This window comes from Geomonas sp., from assembly GCF_035254065.1.
In the GTDB taxonomy this organism is placed as follows: domain Bacteria; phylum Desulfobacterota; class Desulfuromonadia; order Geobacterales; family Geobacteraceae; genus Geomonas.
On the sequence record NZ_DATFBA010000200.1, the window covers coordinates 1 to 20068 of the forward strand.

Genomic DNA, 20068 nt, shown 5'->3' on the forward strand with positions numbered 1-20068 from the left:
TTGGCTAGTTTTTCTTACCAATTTATGGAGATCATAGTAGCGAACAAAGCGTGATATGTAAAGCATCTTCACACAGGGAAGCGAAAAAAACTTGACACTGTTTTAAAAAACGGATAATTGGTCTTACCACGATTGCACAGGCAAGGGAGGAAGATCATGCCGGCCAAGAAAGACAACGCACGTCACTACGTAATATCGCTGAGAGTTAACGACGAGGAGAAAACCATCCTGGACGAGTTGACACGACGCAGCCGCCAGAGCATTTCCAGCCTGATGAGGGAGGCAATGCAGCACTACGCCCCGGACCTGCAAAAGGTGAGTTGTAACCGCCCATAATGGGGACTGCTGAACCGACGCAGGGCCTTCACCCCTCTACCTTCTCCGACGCCAACGCCAGCAATTTCCAGTGTTCGACCCACGCGTCGCTCGCGGTCAACTGGCACGTCACTACATCCCGCGACCAACCTACCCGCCTGAACTGCGTCGCCCTCCCCCACTGCGAAGGACCCGTCACCACCGCCGGCGCCCTCCCCTTTTCGAGCGGCAAGCGCCGGGCATTATTTATCAACAAGTGTAAAAGAGCGCCAGCACCGGCACGGATGCGCCAGCAGCTTGCCGGTTATAGCACGGTCCAGGCTAGGGAGGACCTAGTGTCGGCAACCGTTCATGCTGAGCTTGTCGAAGTACCCCTTCCCGACCGGAACAAGCTCAGTTTTACCGGAACTAATGGCATTGGGACGAGCAAAAGCTGCTGGTAAGGGGCTTTGTTTGCTATCGAGGAAGTGTGCAGAAGGCGTTCACTCCCCTTCAAGGGGAGGGACAGGGTGAGGATGGGGTGCTTGGTGAGGCGACCGACGTTTCTTTTTGAGGCGTCGGTCGCCTTTCTCGTTTGGTAAGGTTAGTTCACCTTGACCCGGTATTGTACGGTGAACGACTCGCCTGCACCGATGCTGTTCACCATCGGTATCCGCCAGCTGGTGATGGTGCCGTCATAACCGGTGAAGGTGTCCCCGACCGCTCTCTGGTACCAGGAAACCTTCTTGTTGTTCGAGTAGGACGGAGTACCCATGGCCAGGGTGGAAGGGTTCCCCTGGGAGTCTCTCCAGGTATCGGTAAAGGTGAAGGGTGAGCCGTTGCTGAAATACAAGGAGCTGTAGGGGCTTAAGTCGTCGGTCAGGAGGGTGCTGGTACCTGGCCCGTCCCCGGTGTTGGTGACCCGGATGGTGTAAGTCACCACCTGCCCCGGGTTGGCGGTGGCCGCGCTGGCCGTCTTCGATACCGTGATGACAGGGACCCCGTAGAACAGGATGGGCGCGCTGGCGCTGTACCCGGTCAGGGAAGTGGGGCCGGAGGCGGTTGGTGCATTGGTGGTATTGGTGATGGTGCCCGGGACGGAACTGGTCACGTTGGCGGTGACCTGACAGCTCGCGCCAGGCGCCAGGGTCGGCACCGAAAGCCGCAGGTTCCCGTCACCGAGCGAAGACGTCCCTCCCGAGGTATTGGTGACACTGCCGCACCCCGAGGGCGTGAAGGAAAAGGTCGTGTTCTGCAGCGTCATCCCGGAGGGGAAAGTATCATCCAGCCGGAGCCCGGTGAGGGTGACGGGGTTGGCGGAGGGGTTTGTCAGGGTCAGAGACAGGGTGGTGGTGTACCCCTTGACCTTGCTGGTGTCGCCAAACACCTTCATCACGGTGGGAGGCTGCAGGGCAGTGACCGAGGCCGAAACCGCAGCGGTCGGGGCAGCGGCGTTGTTGGAGAGGATGGAGCCGGCGGCCAGGGTGTTGGTGTAGTTGTTGGGGACCGTGGTGGTCACATCCACCGAGAAGGTGCAGGAGGTATTGTTGCCGGGGATGTTCCCCTGGGTGACGCTCAACTGGTTGTTGCCGCCCCCCCCGGCCACCGCCTGCCCGCTGCAACCGCTGGAGGCCGGTCCGATCACCACGTTGGGAACCGAGGCGTTCACCATGTTCGAGGGATAGGTGTCCACGAAGTTCAGGCCAGTGATGGCGGCGGCGTTGGGATTGGTGACCGTGATGGTGAGCCGGTCGGCCCCCCCGGTCTGGAAATTGGCGCTGGCGAAGCTTTTGGTGACGGTGGGAGCGGCCAGGATCGCCTGCAAGGTCGCCGAGCCGGTCGGACCGGGCGAGGGGTTGATGCTGGAGGTGGCTCCGGAAGTCGTGTTTGTGTAGCTCCCGGTGGCCGACACCGAGACCTTCTGGACGATGGTGCAGCTCGGGTTGGGGTTCCCCGCGGTGGGGGCCGGGATGCTGCCGTTCACCAGCTTCAGACCGGTGGAGACCCCCGAGACCAGTGCTGCCCCGGAGGCGTCGGTCAGCGTCCCGCCGCAGGAGTTGCTGTTTCCGGCATCCTGCACCCAGCGCATCTGGGAGGGGTTGGCCGGGAAAACGTCGGTGAGCGAGAGGCTGCTCACTGCGCTGGTGGAGTTGTTGTCGACCCTGATGGTCAGGACGCTGGTGGCGGTGGCCCCCGAGAAAGTGGCGGTCGAGGGGTTAAACGACTTGCTGATGGTCGGTTTGGAGACGATCTGCAGGAAGTCCGACGAGGTCGCCCCTACCCCCTGGCTGGAAATGACCCTGCCGGTGGTGTTGTAGTAGCTGGCGGGGGTGGTGTTGGTGGCCTGGACGGTGGTCGAGAAGGTGCAGGTTGCACCCGGCGGCAGGGTGCCGTTGGCGAGCGATACCCCCTGCACGCCGCCACCGGTGAAGGTCTGCAGCGTGGCCCCCGCCCCGCAGTTGCTGGAGGTGACCGTGGAGGAGGCATTGGTCATGGCCGCGCTCAGGATGGTGCCGTCGGGCTTGGTGGCCGTGGTGGGATAACTGTCGGTAACTGCCACCCCGGTGAGCGTGGTGGTCAGGCTGGGGTTGCTGATGGAGATGGTCAGGGTGGAGGAATCGCCCGGCCCGGCAATCTCGGGGTTCAAGGTCTTGCCGATCAGCGGCGCGATCCAGGTCGCCACGCCGCTCGGGCTCCCGGTGCCGGAGAAGGGCGAGGTGAGCGAGACCCCGGAGGTCTGGTTGGTGTAAATACCTACCGCGTTGACGGTAAGGTTGATCCTGATGGTGCAGCTGGCGCCGGGGGTGGAGATGCTCCCTCCGCTCAGCGCAATGCCCAGGTCTCCTCCGGTTCCCGAAAGCGATCCGGAGCTGCTCCCGTTCCAGGAGGAGATGGTGCCACCGCAGCTGTTGGAGACCGACGGCGGGTTGGCGGTCACCATCCCGGAAGGGAAGAGATCGGTGAAGGAGAGGCCACTGATGCCGGTGGTGTGGTTGTTGGTGATGGTCAGCACCATGGTGCCGGTCCCCGGGCTGGTGGTGAAGTCGAAGCTCTTGGCGATGGCGGGTGTGCCGTACACAAGCAGGGTGGCCGAGGCCTGGGCCGTGTTGCTGCCGGCGTTAACCGAGGAGACCGATCCCACCGGCAGGACGTTCTGATATCCCGGCGACGGATTCACCGTGCTGGAGGTGACCTGGATGGAGACCGTGCAGGTCCCGGGGTTCCCCGAGGCGTCCTTGGCCGGAATGGTGCCGCCGGTGAAATTGATACCGGCATCTCCGCCGGCGGCGCTGATCGTTCCCGCGGCGGTACCGTTCCAGGATTTGAGCGCTCCTCCGCAACCGAGGCTCAGGTTGGGGGGATTGGCGGTGACCACCCCGGCGGGGAAGAGATCGTTGAAGGAGAGCCCGGTAACCGCCACCGAGTTGTTGTTGGTGAGGGTGATCGAAAGCGTGGAGACCCCGGACTTGTCGATGGTGCCGGGCGAGAAGCTTTTCGAGACGCCGGGAGGGGTGAGGACGACCAATTCGGCGGTGTTGCTGCCGGGTCCCGCGGCGCCGGTCTCCGTTGCCGATACACCTCCGGCGGTGTTGTCGTAGGTGCCGGGGGTGGCTGCGGTGACGTTGACGCTGAAACTGCAGCTCCCGTTGGCGGAAGGGATGCTGCCGTTACCGAGATGGATCCCCGGGTCGCCACCAGTGGCACTGAGGGTGCCGGTGGTGCTGCCATTCCAGGAACTTAGGCTCCCTCCACAGGGGGAAGCGGGGGTGACGGTGAGGGGGGAGGCGGTGACCATCCCGGCCGGGAAGAGGTCGTCAAAAGCGGCTCCAGTGATGGGTACCGGGCTGGAAATGGTGAAACTCAGCGCCGTCGTCCCGTTTCTGGCTATGCTGCCGGCCCCGAAAGATTTGACGACGGTCGGCTTGGCCGTGAAGGTGACCGAGGCGGAAGCGGTCCCGCCGGTGCCGCAATCGGTAGAGGAAACGGCGCCGGTGGTGTTGGTATAGGTCGTGTTGATGCCGGCCGAGGTGACGTAGGCGGTAACCGTGCAACTCGTGCCGGCGGCCAGGGTGGCGTTGGCGCTCACCGGGATCCCGAAGGTGCTACCGGTCACCGAAAGAGGTACCGTCCCCCCGGAAGAGTCCTTGCAGGTCGTTTCCACCGTCGCACCGCGGGGACCGGCGGTCAGGCTCAGCCCGGAGGGTGAGACAGGAAGGGTATCAGAGAACGAGATACCGTTCATGGCATAGCCGCTGTTGGGGTTGGTGATGGTCAGGATGATGGCGGCCACACCATTTACCCCCAAGGCGGACGGGGTGATGGTCTCGGAGATGGTCGGCGCCCTTAGCACCACGGTGCTGGCGGTGGCTGGGACGTTGTCCCCAAGCTGGACGGTGGAGTCGATCACGGTGGTCCCGATGCGCGCGGTGGCGGAATCGGTGTAGGTTCCCGGCGTGGCAGGCAGGTCGGCCTGGAAGACCAGCTTGCTGGTTCCGTTGCCACCGGCGATGGAGAACATCGACGACCAGGTCAAGGTGCTGCCGGAGGTGGCAGGATCAGGCAGAGAGGTGCCGTTATACGACGACGAACCGGCCACATAGGTGGCACCGGTCGGCAGGACGTCGATGAAGGTATCAAGGGTGACGGCATTTTGGCCTGGGTTGATGGCCGTCACCGTGTATGTCGCCCTCCCCCCCTGGGCCGGCAAGGTGGGGGTACCGGTCTTGGTCAGATAGATGGTTGACTGCGGCGGATCGACCGGCTGCAGCCCGCCGGAAGTGGTGTAGGCGCCGTTGGAGAGAGTGGTGTGCTTGATCTGGGTGCCGCTGGCAATATAGGAGACCGGCGAGAGGGTGGTAGTGGTGCCGGTGGGGGCCATGGCCCGGAAGTAGAAGGTCGCCAGGTAGTGGCTGGTGGCCGAGTTGGGAAGCGTGTCGAGGTAGAGGACGTTGTCCCAGGAGCCGGAGTTGCCGCCGGAAAGGGTGATATTGCTGCCAATCATCTGAAAGGCGTCTGCCCGCCAGTTGGTGAAGGTGGCCGGAGAGAATTCCAGCGGTCCGGATCCGGCCCCGGTGCAGGCAGAGGGGGGATTGACACAGCCTGTGGTGCCGGTATCGCCATCGACCGTCATGGTGACGAGCCCGCCGATCTGGGCCGGGTTGGGGCCGGAGATGATCACGTTCACCGTGTTGGGGTTGGCTTGGATGACGTTGTTGTTGATGACGGTGGAGATGGTGGAGGAGTTGGCCAGCGTCCCCCCGGCGGAGGGGTTGCCGCTGTAGACCGAGATGTCGAACCCCTGCGGGGGGGAGTTGTTGAGGGTAGTGTAGGAGGAGCAGAGGAAAAAGAAGACCGGCTTGGTCTGTCCCGCCGACATGGGGCCGAGGTGCATGACGTTTGCGCCCCCCCCGCTCACCGAAAGGTAGCCGCCGGTGAAGGCGCCGATGGTGGCCCAGGCGTCGGTGATGGCCGAGGAGGTGGTGACATTGAAGGAAACGTAGCCGCAGCTCGGCATGCCGGGGCTGGAAATGCTGGTGTCGGTGTAGAACTGGGGTCCCGAAGTACGGGTGACGGTGATGGCACCGTGGGCGACCAGCGGGGAGAGACAAAGCAGGACGAAAAAAAGGAGTGCGACGAGCGGGGTCGACTTACGCTGGTGATAGCTGGACCTGTCTGCAATTAATCTGGCAACCATTGCACATCCGGAAAAGTTGATAGCATTTATGCCGTTTGAGAGGCGACAATATACAACAAAGATGAGTTGACGGAAAAGGTAAATCTGCAGTTTAACCCGTCGAGCGCCTAAATATACCCAGTATTGGGCATGCTTTGGCGCTGGCGGACGTCAGCAGGCAGCCTGCGCTAGTTTTTTTAACCTCCTCCCTTGCAAATACCCAGTGGCGGCTATAATTGGAAGGGTTTCGGCGGCATTATCATGAGCCGCCCCCTCTCCTCAAGGAGGGATCAACATCTTACAGGAGCCACCTCCATGCATACCTCCCTTTCCGCCAGCACCACAGCGCCTTTCTTCCCTACCGGCTGCAGAACCGGCCAGCTCACTCCCGAATTCTCCAAGTGCCTGGCCCAGCAGGGAAAATGCCGCTGCAATTTCGCCGTCATGTTTGGCGACGCTTACCTCTGCACCCATCCCAACCACCGCGATTTCGTGTGAGCACCTGCAGGGGCCGCATCACCACCATGCCGGCCCCTGCCAGCTCCTACTGAGTAAGCCCCTCCTTCTGGCTGTCCCAGCTTCGCACCTCGGCGACGGCCTCGTCAGTCGCGCTCACCCCACGAGAAGCAAGATCGGTATACATACAGCAAACCCATCAATATGGCCCAACTTCAAAACGTCATTCTAGGAATTAGATTAATTTTAGTTGACGGAAATTATCAAAATTACTACTATAAACCCGCAGTGGTTCACCAAATAGTGCTTTAACTGCCAATGAATTGCGGCGCTTCACCATGCTTAGCACTGGGTGGCTGATCTTTTTAAAACCGCGTACCGGAATCAGCAATTGAACCACGGTCAGCCGGCAAAGGAATACCTTTGAGACTGAATATCCTGCTCATCTCCGATTTCCCCTCGCGGGCGGAACAGTTGCATCAACTGCTCACCGCCACGGGACACGCACCCTTCTGCCTGCCGGAGGGAACTGATCCCTCACGTGCCATTCGCCATCAGAAACCGGACCTGGTGGTAGTCTGCGTACACCCCGAAAAGACCGCCCCCCTGGCGGTTGAGCATCGCCAGCACACACCGGAAGGTACCCGCTTCATCCCCGTCATCGTCATCTCTGACCGCCTCCAGCTGGAAAGGGAACTCTTGCATGTCTTCGAATTCATCCCCTGGCCCCTGGATGTCGAGCGCCTGTTGGAGGCCGTGAGCGCGGTAGCTGAGCGGGGTGCCCGCGTCCCGGTCCGTCTCACCCTGACCGAGAGCCAGTACCAGGACATTTCCCGACATATCCTGGCCAGCACCGGCCTCGTCTTCGAGTCCAGAAACCGCGGCGCCCTGGAGCGCGGCCTCAACAAGCGGATGGCCATGCTGCACCTCACAGACTGCGCCGACTACCTCGACTACCTCCGGAGGCATGGCGAAAGTAGGCACGAGCTGCAGAAACTGCTGCAATACCTTACCGTCGGAGAAACCTATTTCTTCCGTTATCCCGCCCACTTTCAGGCCCTGAGTGCGAGGCTCGCCTGTCTCGCAGACACAGCCCAGCCGATCCGGATCTGGTCCGCAGGCTGCTCTACCGGAGAGGAGCCGTACTCGATCGCCATCAGCATCATGGAAGCCCTGCCGGACTGGCGGGAGCGCGACATCCGCATCCTCGCCACCGACATCAACCACCAGTCCCTCTCCAAGGCCCGCAAGGGGGTGTACACCCAGTGGTCGCTCAGGACCACCACCGCGGATTGCCTGAAACGCTATTTCCGGCCGGCCGGCGAGGGGTTCGCGATCAAGGAGGAGGTCAAGAGCTTGGTCAGCTTTCACCACCTGAACCTCTCCGCTACCTGCCTGGGAGAGTGGTGTGAAGAACTGCAGGACCTGGACGCGGTCTTCTGCCGGAACGTGCTGATCTACTTTTCCCCCGATGCGGCCCAACATATGGCAAACTCCTTCGCGCAGCGATTGAAGCCAGCCGGCCAGCTGTTCCTGGGCCATGCGGAATCCCTCTTCCAGCGTGGACCGCTGCTGGAATTGAGCCGCCACCGGGACAGCTTCTTCTACGTGAGGCGCGAAGACGCCCCCGATCCTGCGTCTGCCACCACGCCGGCCTCACCATCCTCGGAGCCGGAGGCCTCCCCCACCCCCTCCCGCCCGCCGGTGGAACTCCCCACCGTGTGCGCCGCTCAGCTGGCGGCAGCTCGTTTTGTCGCACCTGCGGATGCACCGGAGCCTGCTCCGGCCGCAACCTCCGCCGACGCTGCCGTCACCGGGCCACAGGGATCCGAGCTTCCCGCTGCCTCCTTCACGGAGCAGTTGGAGACGGCACGCAGGCTCTTCGACGCCGAGCGTCTGGATGAGGCGTTCGACCTCCTGCAGGCGGTACTCAGGGACTTCCCCTCCGAACCACGCGCCCTCATCCTGAAGGGCTTCATCCTCCAGGCGCAGGGGCGCCTCGACGAGGCGCTCAACACCTGCTACCAGGTGATCGCCATCAACGACCTGCTTCCGGAGGCCTACTTCCTGAAGGGAGTGGTGCTGGATGCCTGCGGGCTGCTCGCGGAGGCCGCCGACGAGTACCGCAAGGCGCTTTTGCTCGACCACGACTTCGTGATGCCGCGCTACCACATGGGGCGGCTGCATCTCAAGCTGGGACGGGTGCAGGAGGCCGCCCGCGAGATCAGGAACAGCATCAGGATTTTGGCCCGCCTGGCCGAGGACACCCTCATCCCCTACTCCGGCGGCCTCTCCACCACCGGTTGCCTGGAGCAGCTGCAGGAGGCGCTCGCCAGCCGCGGGATGACCGGCATCCACCGCATGGGGCTCAAGACCTGAATAAGGAGCAAGCATGACCATTGAATCCGACGCCACCTACGACATCCGCGCCGTGCTCGGCAAGATGCGCGAGGAGTACTGGCAGGGGCTGGCCGACGAGGAGACCGTCTCCGAGGAGCTGCTGGAGTGCCTGGTTTTCCGCCTGGGCGGCGAACGCTACGCCTTCGAGACCCAGTACGCCTGCGAGGTGATCCGCATCCCGCGCCTGGTGCGGGTGCCGCAGGTCCAGGAGCTGATCGCCGGCATCTTCAACCTGCGCGGGGAGATCACCGCCGCCGTCGACGTACGGCCGATGCTGGGGCTCAAACAGCCGGAACTGGCGGCCGGGGCCCGGGTCATCGTGGTACGCTCCGACACCTTCGCCACCGGCATCCTCGCCGAGGCGGCCCTCGGCGTGCAGGGGCTCTCCTTCGAGAACTTCGAGCCCTGCCTGCACGGAGCAGCCGGCGGCGGCCAGCAGTACGTGAGAGGACACTTCAACGACGAGGGGGGGGCCATCGTCCTCCTCGACCTGCAGGCCCTGCTCTCCTCGCCGGAGATGGTGGTAGGCGAGGCCTAAACAGAATAAATCCAGTCAGGGGTACTCATGTCCAACAAAATCTCGGTAAAGATCGTCAGCGTGTTGATCATGGTCCTGGTGGTCATCATGACCGCCTTCTCCATCTACTTCGTCCGCTCCCGCCGCGAAGCGATGGAGGACGAACTGCTCGCCAAGGGGAAGATCCTCGCCCAGACCGGCGCCCGCACCATGGAGCGCGTGCTCGGCGAGGGTGTTTCCTCCGGCAAGCTCACTTTGGAGCAGCTCTTTGACGATCATTACGTGCCGATCCCCGGCACCGACCCGGTCAAGTACCACACCAAGTTCGACGCCTTCACGGACGAAGCCATCCAGGGGATCGAGGACGAGTTCCTCAAGGACGACCAGGTCGTCTTCGCCGTGCTGGAGGACAGAAACGGCTACATTCCCACCCACAACACCAAGTACTCGGCGGCGGTCAGCGGGGACCGCGAAAAGGACCGCAAGGTAAGCCGCTCCAAGCAGATCTTCAAGGACGAGACCGGCCAGGCGGCCGCCCACAACCTGCAGCCCTTCCTCCAGCAGGTCTACCATCGGGACACCGGCGAGAAGATGTGGGACCTCTCGGTGCCGGTGATGGTGAACGGCAAGCACTGGGGCGCCTTCCGGATCGGTTTCTCCATGGTGAAGATCGAGCAGAAGGCGGCCCAGCTCAGGAACCAGATCGTGGGGAGCATGGCGGTCATGCTGATCATCTCCAGCGCCACCATCCTCTTCGTGGTCAGCCGCGCGGTGCGCCCCCTGCATAACCTCACCGCCGCCGCCCACCGCATCTCGGCGGGCAACCTCGACGAGACGGTGCCGGTGGAGAGTAACGACGAGATCGGCGCCCTGGCCGAGGCCTTCAACGTGATGACCAACGTGATCGTGCGCGACCTCAAGGAGGAGATCGGCAGAAGCGGCCGCCTGATCGCCTCGGTCAAGGAGGCGGTGGTCCAGCTCTCCAGCGCCTCCAACGAGATGATGGCGATCAGCGCCCAGCAGGCTTCTGGCGCCACCCAGCAGGCAAGCGCCGTCCAGGAGGTGACCACCACCTCCGAGGAGATCGCCATCACCGCCAAGATGATCACCTCCAACGCCAAATCGGTGGAGACGGTGGCCGACGACACCGCCCGAAACTGCAACGCCGGGCGCGACGACGTGGCCAACGCCATCGAGGGGATGGGCAAGGTCAGGAACCAGGTGCAGAGCATCGCCCGGGCCATGCTGGAGCTGGGGGACAACAGCCAGAAGATCGGCGGCATCATCGAGATCATCGACGAGATCTCCGACCAGACCAACCTGCTTGCCCTGAACGCGGCCATCGAGGCGGCCGGGGCCGGCGAGGCTGGCAAGCGCTTCGCCATCGTTGCCCAGGAGGTGAAGAGGCTCGCCGATCGCACCGTGGAGGCGACCCGCCAGATCAACGGGCTGATCGGCGAGATCCAGCGGGCCACCAACAACACCATCATGGTCACCGAGGAGGGGACCAAGGCGGTGGACGCCGCCAGCAGCCTGGTGGACAAGGTCCAGCTCTCCTTCGCCTCCATCGTGGGGACCGCCCAGGAGACCTCCAGGACCGCCAAGGAGATCTCCCTCTCCACCCAGCAGCAGACCTCTGCCTGCGAGCAGATGGCGGAGACCATGTCGGAGGTGCGAGACGTGGCCCAGCAGGTGGCGATGAGCGCCAACGAGACCGAGAAGGCCATCGCCGAGATCCTCGAGCTGGCCGGCAGGCTCAGGGACATCACGGAGAAAGAGGCCTAAATGTCCAAACGCTACGTCGAGATCTTCTGCCGCGAGGCGGAGGACCACTTGGCCTCGATGCAGAGCGGGATGCTGGTGCTGGAGAAGAACCCCACCCGCATGAGCCTTTTGCACGAGCTGCTCAGAAACGCCCATACCCTGAAAGGCTCCGCCCGCATGGTTGGGCTCTCCGATATCAGCGCCATCACCCACCACATGGAGGAGCAGCTGAAGGGGATGGAGCAGGGGGTGCGCGAGGTGGACGCCCCGGCCATCGATCTCCTGTTGAAGGGTGCCGACGCGGTCTCCCTCATCACGGCTGCCCTGATCAAGGGAGAACCCCCTCCCCTTGACGTCGAGAGCTTCGTGGCGGCCTACGAGCGGGGCGAGGTCGGTCAGCAGGTGGCCGCCGAGAGCAAGGAAAGCGCGGCCGAGCAGGGGACGGGGACCGTACGCGCCAACGTGAAGACCCTGGACGCCCTGGTCAACCTGATCGGCGAGCTGATCATCAACAAGAAGCGTCTGGAGAGCCGGGCGTCCGGCCTGAAGCGGATCGCCGCCTCTGCGGATCCGGACACCGCGCTCTCGCTCGCGAGTTTCCGGCGGGAACTGGAGGAGGACGTCCTCTACCTGGACTACCTCATCCAGGAGTTGCACGGCAAGGCGATGGGGCTCAGGATGCTGCCCCTTAGAACCATCTGCGACGGCCTGGAAAGGATGGTGCGCGACCTGTCGCAACAGCTCGGCAAGGAGGTCAGGCTGGATCTGGTGGGCGGGGCGATCGAGATGGACCGCGTGCTCCTGGAAGCGCTAAAGCCGATGCTGATCCACCTCTTGACCAACGCGGTCTGCCACGGCATAGAGAAGCCACAGGAGCGGGAGTCCACCGGCAAGCCGCGCCAGGGAACGGTCCGCCTGACCGCCCGGCACGAGGGGAGTTCGGTGCTGATCGAGGTGCGCGACGACGGGCGCGGCATGGATCCCGCCCGTATCAAGGCCACCGCCCTTTCCCGCGGTCTGATCGACCAGCGCGACGCCGAACTCATGCGGGACGAGGAGGCGCTCTACCTGACGCTGCGCCCCGGCTTCTCCACCGCTGAGGCGGTCACCGACGTGGCCGGCCGCGGGGTTGGCATGGACGTGGTCAAGAAGAATGTGGAAAGGGTCAAGGGGAACCTCACCCTCTCCAGCGAACTGGGGATATTCACCGAGATATCCCTGCAGCTGCCGCTCTCCCTCTCTGTGCTGGACGCGCTGGTGGTGGAGTGCGCCGCGGAGACCTTCGCCATCCCCATCAACTACGTGCAGGAACTCTTGAAGGTACGGGAACCGGACATCATGACGGTAGGTGGGCGCGAGGTTATCAAGGTGCGCGGGGTCACCACCCCGCTCTACAGCCTTGCCCACCTGCTGGGGCTTCCCAAGCCCAAGCTCCCCGGCGAGCGGCTGACCGCCCTGGTCCTGAAGCTCTGCGACCAGCGGATGGCCTGCACGGTGGACGCGCACCTGGGGAACTCGGAGGTGGTGGTCAAAGGGCTGGGCAACCAGTTCAGGAACGTGCAGTTCGTGTTCGGGGCCACCATCATGGGGGACGGCGACCCCGCGCTGATCCTGAACGTCCCCGACCTCTTCAGCGCGGCCGACACCCGCAGCCAGTCGGGGGTGCGCCGGGTGGAGGCCGAGCGTGAGCGCCCGCCGGTCAGGGTACTGGTGGTGGATGATTCCATCACCACCCGCACCATGGAACAGAGCATCCTGGTCGCCAACGGCTACCGGGTGGAGACCGCGGTCTCCGGTGAGGACGCCCTGGAAAAGGCGGCGCGCGAACGTTTCGACCTGGTGATCTCGGACATCGAGATGCCGGGCATCAACGGCTTCCAGCTTACCCGCCAGCTGCGCGCGAGCGAGCAGTACCGGGAAATACCGATCATCATCGTCTCCTCGCTTTCCAGGGACGAGGACAAACGGCAGGCGATGGAGGCCGGCGCGCAGGCCTACGTTGTGAAGGGATCCTTTGACCAGGGGATGCTGCTGGAAACAGTGCAGATGCTGGTAGGGAACGAGTAGCCGTTGCACAGCTCCTCTTGATGGTGCGAATCAGCCAGCAGTTTTCTGGCCTAGCGCAGGTAGCTGGACCCAGGCTTCACCTTGGTGTACATTAGCAGACTGCGGCGGGAAGCCGTCAGGGAACGTGCTACTCAAAGGACGGGCGGATGACCATACGAATTCTTATCGCTGACGACTCACTGCTGGTGCGTGAGGTACTTTGCGGGATATTCCAGCAGTACCCGGACACCTGCGTGGTGGGAAGCGCCAGCAACGGCCAGGAGGCGGTGGAGCTGACCCTCTCCCTGAAGCCGGACCTGGTCATCCTGGACCTGATCATGCCGGTATTGGACGGCCTGGAGACCCTCGAGGAGATCATGGCCATCGCCCCCACCCCGGTACTGGTGCTCTCGGGGGCCGTGGACGAAAGCGAGGTGGACCGCGCCTTCACCGCCATCAAGCGGGGGGCCCTGGACGTCATGGAGAAGCCGGAACTGGACGCCCCCGGGTCCCTGGAGGAGTTCGCTGAACGCCTGCACGAAAAGGTTAGGCTCCTGTCCGGGATCAGGGTTATCAGGCACCCCCGTCGCAGGACCAGGTACCCGCTCGAGGAGCGGCTGGAGGCGGCCGCCGGCTCCACCCCCAACATCCTGGCCATCGGAGCCTCCACCGGGGGGCCCAAGGCGGTGATGAGCGTCCTGAAGAGCCTCCCCGCCAATTTCCCCGGCACGGTATTCGTGGTGCAGCACATCGCCGCCGGTTTCGCCGCGGGCTTCGCCTCCTGGCTGGACCGGGAGTGCTCGATCAAGGTGAAACTCGCGGAAGATGGAACGCGCTACGTGCCGGGCGAGGCTCTGGTCGCCCCGGACGGCTGTCACATGACGGTCGCCGACGGTAGGGTCCACTTGGTGGACCAGGCGCCGGTCAACTGTTGCCGTCCCTCCATCGACGTCTTTTTCAACTCGCTGGCCCAGGCCCCCTGCGACCAGGTGGTCAGCCTCCTTTTGAGCGGCATGGGCAAGGACGGCGCCCTGGGGCTTCTGCAGATCAAGGAGCGTGGCGGTACCACCTTGGTGCAGGACGAGGAGAGCTGCGCGGTGTTCGGCATGCCCAAGGCCGCCATCAGCCTCTGCGCCGCTGACCAGGTACTGCCGCTGGAACGGATGCCGGATACCATCTCTCAACTGTTTCCCCTCCCCTGACGACGGCTTCAGTTCGGTGTGAGACAACCGCCGCGCCGCCCACTCCAGGGCCGCGCAATACTGCTAGGAGGACCACGTGGACAAGAACATCCTCATCATAGACGACAGCGACCTGGTCTTGGCCATGGCGAAGGACGCCCTGGAAGATGCCGGCTACCACGTCTCGACCGCCACCAACGGCATCGAGGCCAATCGGTACATCTTCTCCAGGAACAAGCCGGACCTGATCATCATGGACATCATGATGCCGATGCTGGACGGCAACAAGAAGGCGCGGATCCTGAAGGAAAACGAGATGAGCAGGGACATACCCATCCTGCTCCTCTCCTCGAAGTCCGACCAGGAGATGCGCAAACTCGCCGAGGAGGCAGGCGCCGACGGCTACATACTGAAGCCCTTCACTCCGATAGAGATCGTCAGCAAAGTGAGGAAATGCCTGTCCGGTGGCTCCTGACGTAACGAGCGCGGCCCCGTTTCCTCCACCGGCGGCTGCCCCCACCGCGTCATCCAGGGAAGCCGCCGCATCGCCCTCTTCCTCGTGCCCTCCTTTGGTCAGTGCCGGAGGGGCTGTTTGTCACTGCCCCCTTCTCACCTCCCCGAAGAACCGCAGCTGGCGACTCGGCCACAGCCCCCACCTCAACCCTCTCCCCACCCGCCAATGACAGCCGGAACCTGCCGGTGCCTGCCAAACGGCGCCACTCCCACCAGGAGCTGTAAAAAAAGGAACTGTGAATTATTTTACAATTCCAAATTTCAGCTGAAAATCGGCACGTTACCCCAGCGATATCATGAAGGGGTGTAAAAAAATTCACACACCCTCGCCCGCCCCCCCTCCTTTCGCCTGCTAATAGCCTAAAACTACGTCTTTTTTAACTGAGCGCAGGGAGAAAATGGTTGGCACGATTGTTGAAAACCATGAGGTGTTTTCCAAATTCCGCGCAAGGGGCAACCACATGGATTACCAGTACAGCATCATCAACCAGTGCCTGCAGCTGCTCAAACAAAGCGACATGCCGACCATCAAGAAGCTTCGGGTGGAGATCCAGCTGATTCAAATGAAGAGGTTGCTGCTCAATGAGGTGGTCCCCAAGGATGCCGAGGGTACGCTCTGCGGAGAGGACCAATTTGAGGGGCTTCTTTCCCAGATGCGCAGGATCTGCGGGGGGAACTGCGAAGGAGAGGCGCTGGCCAGCCTAATGGACCGGATTGGCGGCATGCTGCTCGTCCTGGGCGGCGACCACCTCACCCAGTGATTTCGGAGCCGATTTAACAGGGATGACCAGCCGGGCAAGGGTCCCTTTGCCCGGTTCGGAAGAGAGGAGCAGGCGCCCGCCGTGCTCCGCAACGATGAACTGAGAGATGTAGAGCCCCAGTCCGCTGCCCCCCCGATCAAGCTTGGTGGAGAAAAACGGTTCGAAGAGCCGCTCCATGATGTCGGGGCTGATGCCGGCGCCGGTATCCTTAACCTCCACCAGCACCTCATCGCTTCCCCTCTCATAACGGGTCGTCACATCGACCTCGCCACAGGCGTTGGGTAGAGCCTGCATGGCGTTCATGATCAGATTGATCAGCACCTGCTCGATCTGCTGCTGGCTCCCCGAGATGGAAGGGAGGTCACTACCCAGCGAGGTCCGCAGCTGGATGTTCTGCTTCATCTGGCAGGCGAGCACGGAGAGCGCGGCCGAAACCGCGTCGTTCACGTTGAAGTCCGGCCTCACCCGGCTGCCATCCCCAACCCCGTACTCCCTGAGTCCCTGGACTACCCGGGCGATCCGCTCGGAGTTCTCCACGATTTTCACGGCATTGTCGGAAAGGGCGGTACGGGCGGTTTGGAAGGGGACGCCGCCTAGGTAGAAATCCCCCTCCTCTTCCCGGACGCGGTCCAGAACGGGCACCACGTCGGCCCAGATCTTGGAGATCATGTGGCCGGAGAAACGGATCGAGGCGTTCGGGTTGTTGATCTCGTGGGCCATGCTGGAGAGCAGAAGCCCCAGCGAGGTCATCTTGTTGGTCTGGATGAGCCGCGCCATCACCCGCTTCTTCTCCTCCTGGACCTCGAGCTTCATCGCTTTGAGCAGCTCCTCCTGCAGCGAAAGGTTCTCCAGCTCGCGCAGTTCCAGAGAGGCAGCCATCGCGTTGATGGCGTTGGCGGCCCTGGCCAGCTCGTCGTCACCCTCGAGTTCGACACGGGTTGAGAGATGGCCGGAACCTATCTCCTCGATGCCATGCAGCAGCTTCTTGAAGGAGTAGGTGACCCGCTTCAGGATTTGGTAGCAAAGGAGCGACACGTTGATCCAGAACAGGGTACCGATGGCGAGCGACGCCACCAGCAGGTTCTTAAGCTGCTCGCGCACCCCCGAGGTATCCAGGCGCAGGTGGACGTGGCCGATCACTCGCTTGTCGTCGACCGGCGCACGTCCGAGCAGCACGGCATCCGGGGACATTACCGCGCCGGGGGAGGTGATGGGGATGTCCATATCGATGGCATCGCCGACATCGGCCTTGCGGTTGGAGGCCTCGGTGAGCAGCTTGCCGTCGGCGTTACTGATGGAGACAAAGAGGATGGAAGGATGCCGGGCAGTGGAACTGGCCAACAGGGACAGCGCCTCCCGGTTCTCGGCGAACAGAGGTAGCCGGGCGTTCTGGGCGAGGATCGTCGCCAGCAGCCTCCCCTCTCGCTCTAAGGTACTGCGGTAGCCGTTCATCTCCGTTATCACGTAGATAGAGGCGAAGGCTGCGGTCAGAAGGGCAATGGTCGCGGTGGAGATGAGGTACAGCCTGAACCGGAACCCCTTCATGTATGAGGACAGCGACGAGTTTTTTTTCACTAGCCCCCCAGTCCGCTGCTTATCTTGAGCCGGCGCAGCACCCCGTCGTTGGTCTTGATCAGCACCCGGCGCGGGGGCTGGGAGGAAAGGTCGTCGATGGAGGTACCGGTCAGCACGCTCTCCGCCATCTCGCCGAGCTGTTTACCGATGTCAAAACGGTCGATGCTCAAGGCAACGGCCCCTCCCATGGAGAGGTAGACATCCGAGAAGGTAACCACCGGCACCCCTTGCGACTGCGAGAACAGGAAGTAGGCCTCGGTGGAGGCAGGCGACACCGCGGTAACGTCCGGTATCATCCAGAGCGCGTCAACCTTGCCACGCAGGGATTCCAGCATGCCGGGAGTCTCCTTGGGCGAATGCACCTCCCTGAACACGAGGTCGATGCCGCTTCGGCGGGCCGCCTGTTGGGCGCGCTTCAGGTACGCTCCGCTCCTGGCAGGATCGTAGACCACCCCTACTCTTCTCGCCCCGATCTCCTCGAAGACCGTGAGGTAGCGGGACGGGTCGAGCAGCATGGCGACGCCGGCGGCCTTCTGCCTCGGCTTGGGGTTGAGTGCCATCATGTAGAGGAGCGGTATACCTCGCACCTTGTCGGCAACGGCCAAGGCGCGGTCACCGACCGCCACTACAAGCCGCGGATGTTCCTCGCGGATGAGCCTGGTGACGTCGGTTTCGGCGTAGTCGGAAAGGACCACTGTCCTGATGCTGGCCTGACATTCCCGTTTGATGCCCCGCACCGCCTCCTCGTATCCTTTCTCATGCAGCGACTGCAGAATGAGGATATCGTAGGCCATGGCGGGCAGCGGAACGATCAAGATGGTGGCAATCAGAAGGGATCTTAGAATGCGCATCTGATCCCTCCTTCTGCCCAGCGGCCGGGATTCTTGAATAGCGAAGAATCGTACTGGTGGCCGTTGAAAAGATTCCTGATCGAACCGAACAGCTCGATGGACAAGTTCTCTGAAAGGTCGAACCGCTTGCCGAGATGGAGGTCCCAGATGATGGAGCGGTACTGGGAATCGGTTTCGGTATCGAGGTTCCAGTTGATGTAGTGCCCGGTCAACTGGAGGCGGAGGTGGTGCTTGTCCTCGTATTTCACCCCCAGGTCCAGGGTGTGTTTGGGGATGTTCTGCAAGACGGCGTCGGTGTCGCGGTCCTTGGCGTCGATATAGGTGTAGCCGAGGGAGAGTGAGGTGAAGAAGACCGGCGTCGTCCGGGCCTCCACCTCCACCCCCTGCTTCAGTTGCCTCTGCTTAGACTTGACGCCCAAGGAGTTGACATGGGTGATGTCGCCGGTTTCGTTTCGGAAGAGGGTTCCTTTCAGCCAGAGATAAGGGACATCCGCTGATTCGATGCCCACCTGCGAGGTCCAGACGTCCTCCAGCGAATCGGACCGGGTGAGGGAGGTGATGCTGTACCCCTTGGCGGTGTATCCCCTCACCACACTGTTGTCGGTCAAGGCGTAGGTGATGCCGAAGCTGGGGCTGAACTGGTTGCCGCTGATGCGGGAGTGGTCGTAGCGTACACTGGGTGTGACGGCAAAGCGCCCGAGGGTGAAAGTGTCGTTGAGGTAGACCCCGATCCGGTCGTCGCTGGGCCTGGAAATGTCTGCCTGTCTCAGCGGCTGGCTTAGATGCACCGACATGTAGTCGTAATCGACACCAGCAACCAACCTCTGCAGGTCATCAAGATAAGAGACCTTGAATACGCCACCATAGCTGTGTTCCTGGTCCTTGGTGTCCTGGACAGCGACGCCATTGTCGATGATGCTGTAGACGACGTCGGAATTCAGGTGCCTCGTCCGGAACATGGCGTCGATAGTGAAGCGATCGGTGAGAGGGTACTGCGCGGAGAGGGTTGCAAGGTACTGGGTCACATCTGAATTGGCGTTGATGCCTGCTTCAGAAATCTGAGTTTGCCCCTGCGAATTATCGCTGAGCCAGCCGGTCGCCACCAGGAAGCCCTGGTTGGGAAGATCGTAGCGCACCTTGCCGTAGAAATGGTTGAGGTCCACTCCGTTGTTGGGCTCCAGGCCGTCCGAACGGAGCTTACCGCCGGTCAGATAGTAACCGAAATCGTGGACAGTGCCGGTGACCTCCCCGCGCCCGTCGATGGTGGCGGCCTTGCCGCCGGAAACCGAAGCGGTGCCCCCTGTCGGGCGCTCCGTTTGGGGGTTCTTGGTGATGACGTTAATGACCCCCCCGAGGGCATTTCCCCATGATGAGGAGGCAGCGCCCTTCACGATTTCGATCCGGTCGATCATCTGCACCGTGACCGAGCTGATATCGGGGAAGTTGTCGGCGAGGTTGTTGATAGGAACGTTGTCGATCAGGACAAGAATGTGATTGTAATTGGAGCCCTGTACAAATATATTGGTCACCGTGCCCGGGGTACGGATAAATTCCAGCTGAACACCGGGCACCAGGTTCAAGACATCGGCTAGGGTGTGGGCATTGAGAGCCTCGATATCCTTGGCCGTCACCACGGTGACGTTTTCCGCCGTTTGCGATGCCGGTCGTGGGGCGCGCCCGATCGAAACGGTTTCTACCTGCGAACCGTTGTAGAGTTCCAAGGAACGTAGCTCGTCCTCCTCCGCACGTGCAGGGGAAACAGAAACAGATAGGCCAACGAGGCCAACAAGGGCAACGAGGAGGCCCCACATCGGCAGACCGCCGGCCTGCGCCCTCCTCCACCATTCAATTTTCAAGGCGCCGCTCCCATGAAAAAAAATTTACATTTCAATCGAAAAAAGATTGCATTTAACATAAACGAGTGTTAATCTAACACACGTTCAACTCGAAGTCCAGAAAAAGAAATAATCAATTAAAAAGGAGGTGATACCAATGGCAGAATTCGAAAACGGCGTAGTGGTGATCGAGGCCGGGGA

General features: G+C 62.3%; 13 protein-coding genes. 9 read left to right on the forward strand and 4 right to left on the reverse strand.

The genetic code is table 11. The features are described from left to right. Window positions 1-156 precede the first annotated feature (156 nt). A complete protein-coding gene (locus VJ604_RS09505) occupies window positions 157-336 on the forward strand; it encodes a ribbon-helix-helix protein, CopG family (RefSeq protein WP_324081932.1) in 180 nt (59 codons plus the stop codon). A 562-nt stretch (window positions 337-898) separates the two neighbouring features. On the opposite strand, the gene VJ604_RS09510 is transcribed toward VJ604_RS09505, so the two are convergent. Further along, window positions 899-5989, reverse strand: a complete 5091-nt coding sequence (locus tag VJ604_RS09510; RefSeq protein ID WP_324081933.1) for a beta strand repeat-containing protein — start codon at window positions 5987-5989, stop codon at window positions 899-901. A 294-nt stretch (window positions 5990-6283) separates the two neighbouring features. On the opposite strand from VJ604_RS09510, the gene VJ604_RS09515 reads away from it, so the two are divergent. The 8 genes from VJ604_RS09515 (at window position 6284) to VJ604_RS09550 (ending at window position 15606) form a co-directional block, all read left to right on the forward strand. Further along, complete coding sequence (locus VJ604_RS09515; protein ID WP_324081935.1) at window positions 6284-6466, forward strand: hypothetical protein; 183 nt, start codon at window positions 6284-6286, stop codon at window positions 6464-6466. A gap of 381 nt (window positions 6467-6847) precedes the next feature. Then, window positions 6848-8803 carry a CheR family methyltransferase gene (locus tag VJ604_RS09520; RefSeq protein WP_324081937.1) on the forward strand — a complete coding sequence of 652 codons (1956 nt, stop codon included), beginning with the start codon at window positions 6848-6850 and terminating at the stop codon, window positions 8801-8803. Window positions 8804-8816: 13 nt separating this feature from the next. Further along, a complete protein-coding gene (locus VJ604_RS09525; RefSeq protein WP_324081939.1) occupies window positions 8817-9362 on the forward strand; it encodes a chemotaxis protein CheW in 546 nt (181 codons plus the stop codon). Between the two features lie 27 nt (window positions 9363-9389). Next, a complete protein-coding gene (locus VJ604_RS09530; RefSeq protein WP_324081940.1) occupies window positions 9390-11126 on the forward strand; it encodes a methyl-accepting chemotaxis protein in 1737 nt (578 codons plus the stop codon). After that, window positions 11127-13172, forward strand: a complete 2046-nt coding sequence (locus tag VJ604_RS09535; RefSeq protein ID WP_324081942.1) for a hybrid sensor histidine kinase/response regulator — start codon at window positions 11127-11129, stop codon at window positions 13170-13172. A gap of 146 nt (window positions 13173-13318) precedes the next feature. Continuing rightward, window positions 13319-14353, forward strand: coding sequence for a chemotaxis-specific protein-glutamate methyltransferase CheB (cheB, locus tag VJ604_RS09540; protein WP_324081945.1), 1035 nt, complete (start codon window positions 13319-13321; stop codon window positions 14351-14353). A 76-nt stretch (window positions 14354-14429) separates the two neighbouring features. Next, complete coding sequence (locus tag VJ604_RS09545) at window positions 14430-14807, forward strand: response regulator (protein ID WP_324081947.1); 378 nt, start codon at window positions 14430-14432, stop codon at window positions 14805-14807. A gap of 466 nt (window positions 14808-15273) precedes the next feature. After that, a complete protein-coding gene (locus VJ604_RS09550; protein ID WP_324081949.1) occupies window positions 15274-15606 on the forward strand; it encodes a hypothetical protein in 333 nt (110 codons plus the stop codon). Here VJ604_RS09550 and VJ604_RS09555 read toward each other — a convergent pair. From VJ604_RS09555 to VJ604_RS09565, 3 genes are read right to left on the reverse strand one after another with little or no spacing between them, the layout of a single operon-like run. Further along, window positions 15547-17181 (reverse strand): ATP-binding protein, encoded by a 1635-nt coding sequence (locus VJ604_RS09555; RefSeq protein WP_324081951.1) that lies wholly within the window; start codon window positions 17179-17181, stop codon window positions 15547-15549. The genes VJ604_RS09550 and VJ604_RS09555 overlap by 60 nt on opposite strands. Further along, entirely contained in the window at window positions 17181-18032 is an 852-nt protein-coding gene (locus tag VJ604_RS09560; RefSeq protein WP_324081953.1) for an ABC transporter substrate-binding protein, read from the reverse strand. Before VJ604_RS09560 ends, VJ604_RS09555 begins: the two co-directional genes overlap by 1 nt. Continuing rightward, complete coding sequence (locus VJ604_RS09565) at window positions 18020-19753, reverse strand: TonB-dependent receptor plug domain-containing protein (protein WP_324081955.1); 1734 nt, start codon at window positions 19751-19753, stop codon at window positions 18020-18022. The genes VJ604_RS09560 and VJ604_RS09565 overlap by 13 nt, the downstream gene beginning before the upstream one ends. Between the last annotated feature and the right edge of the window lie 315 nt (window positions 19754-20068).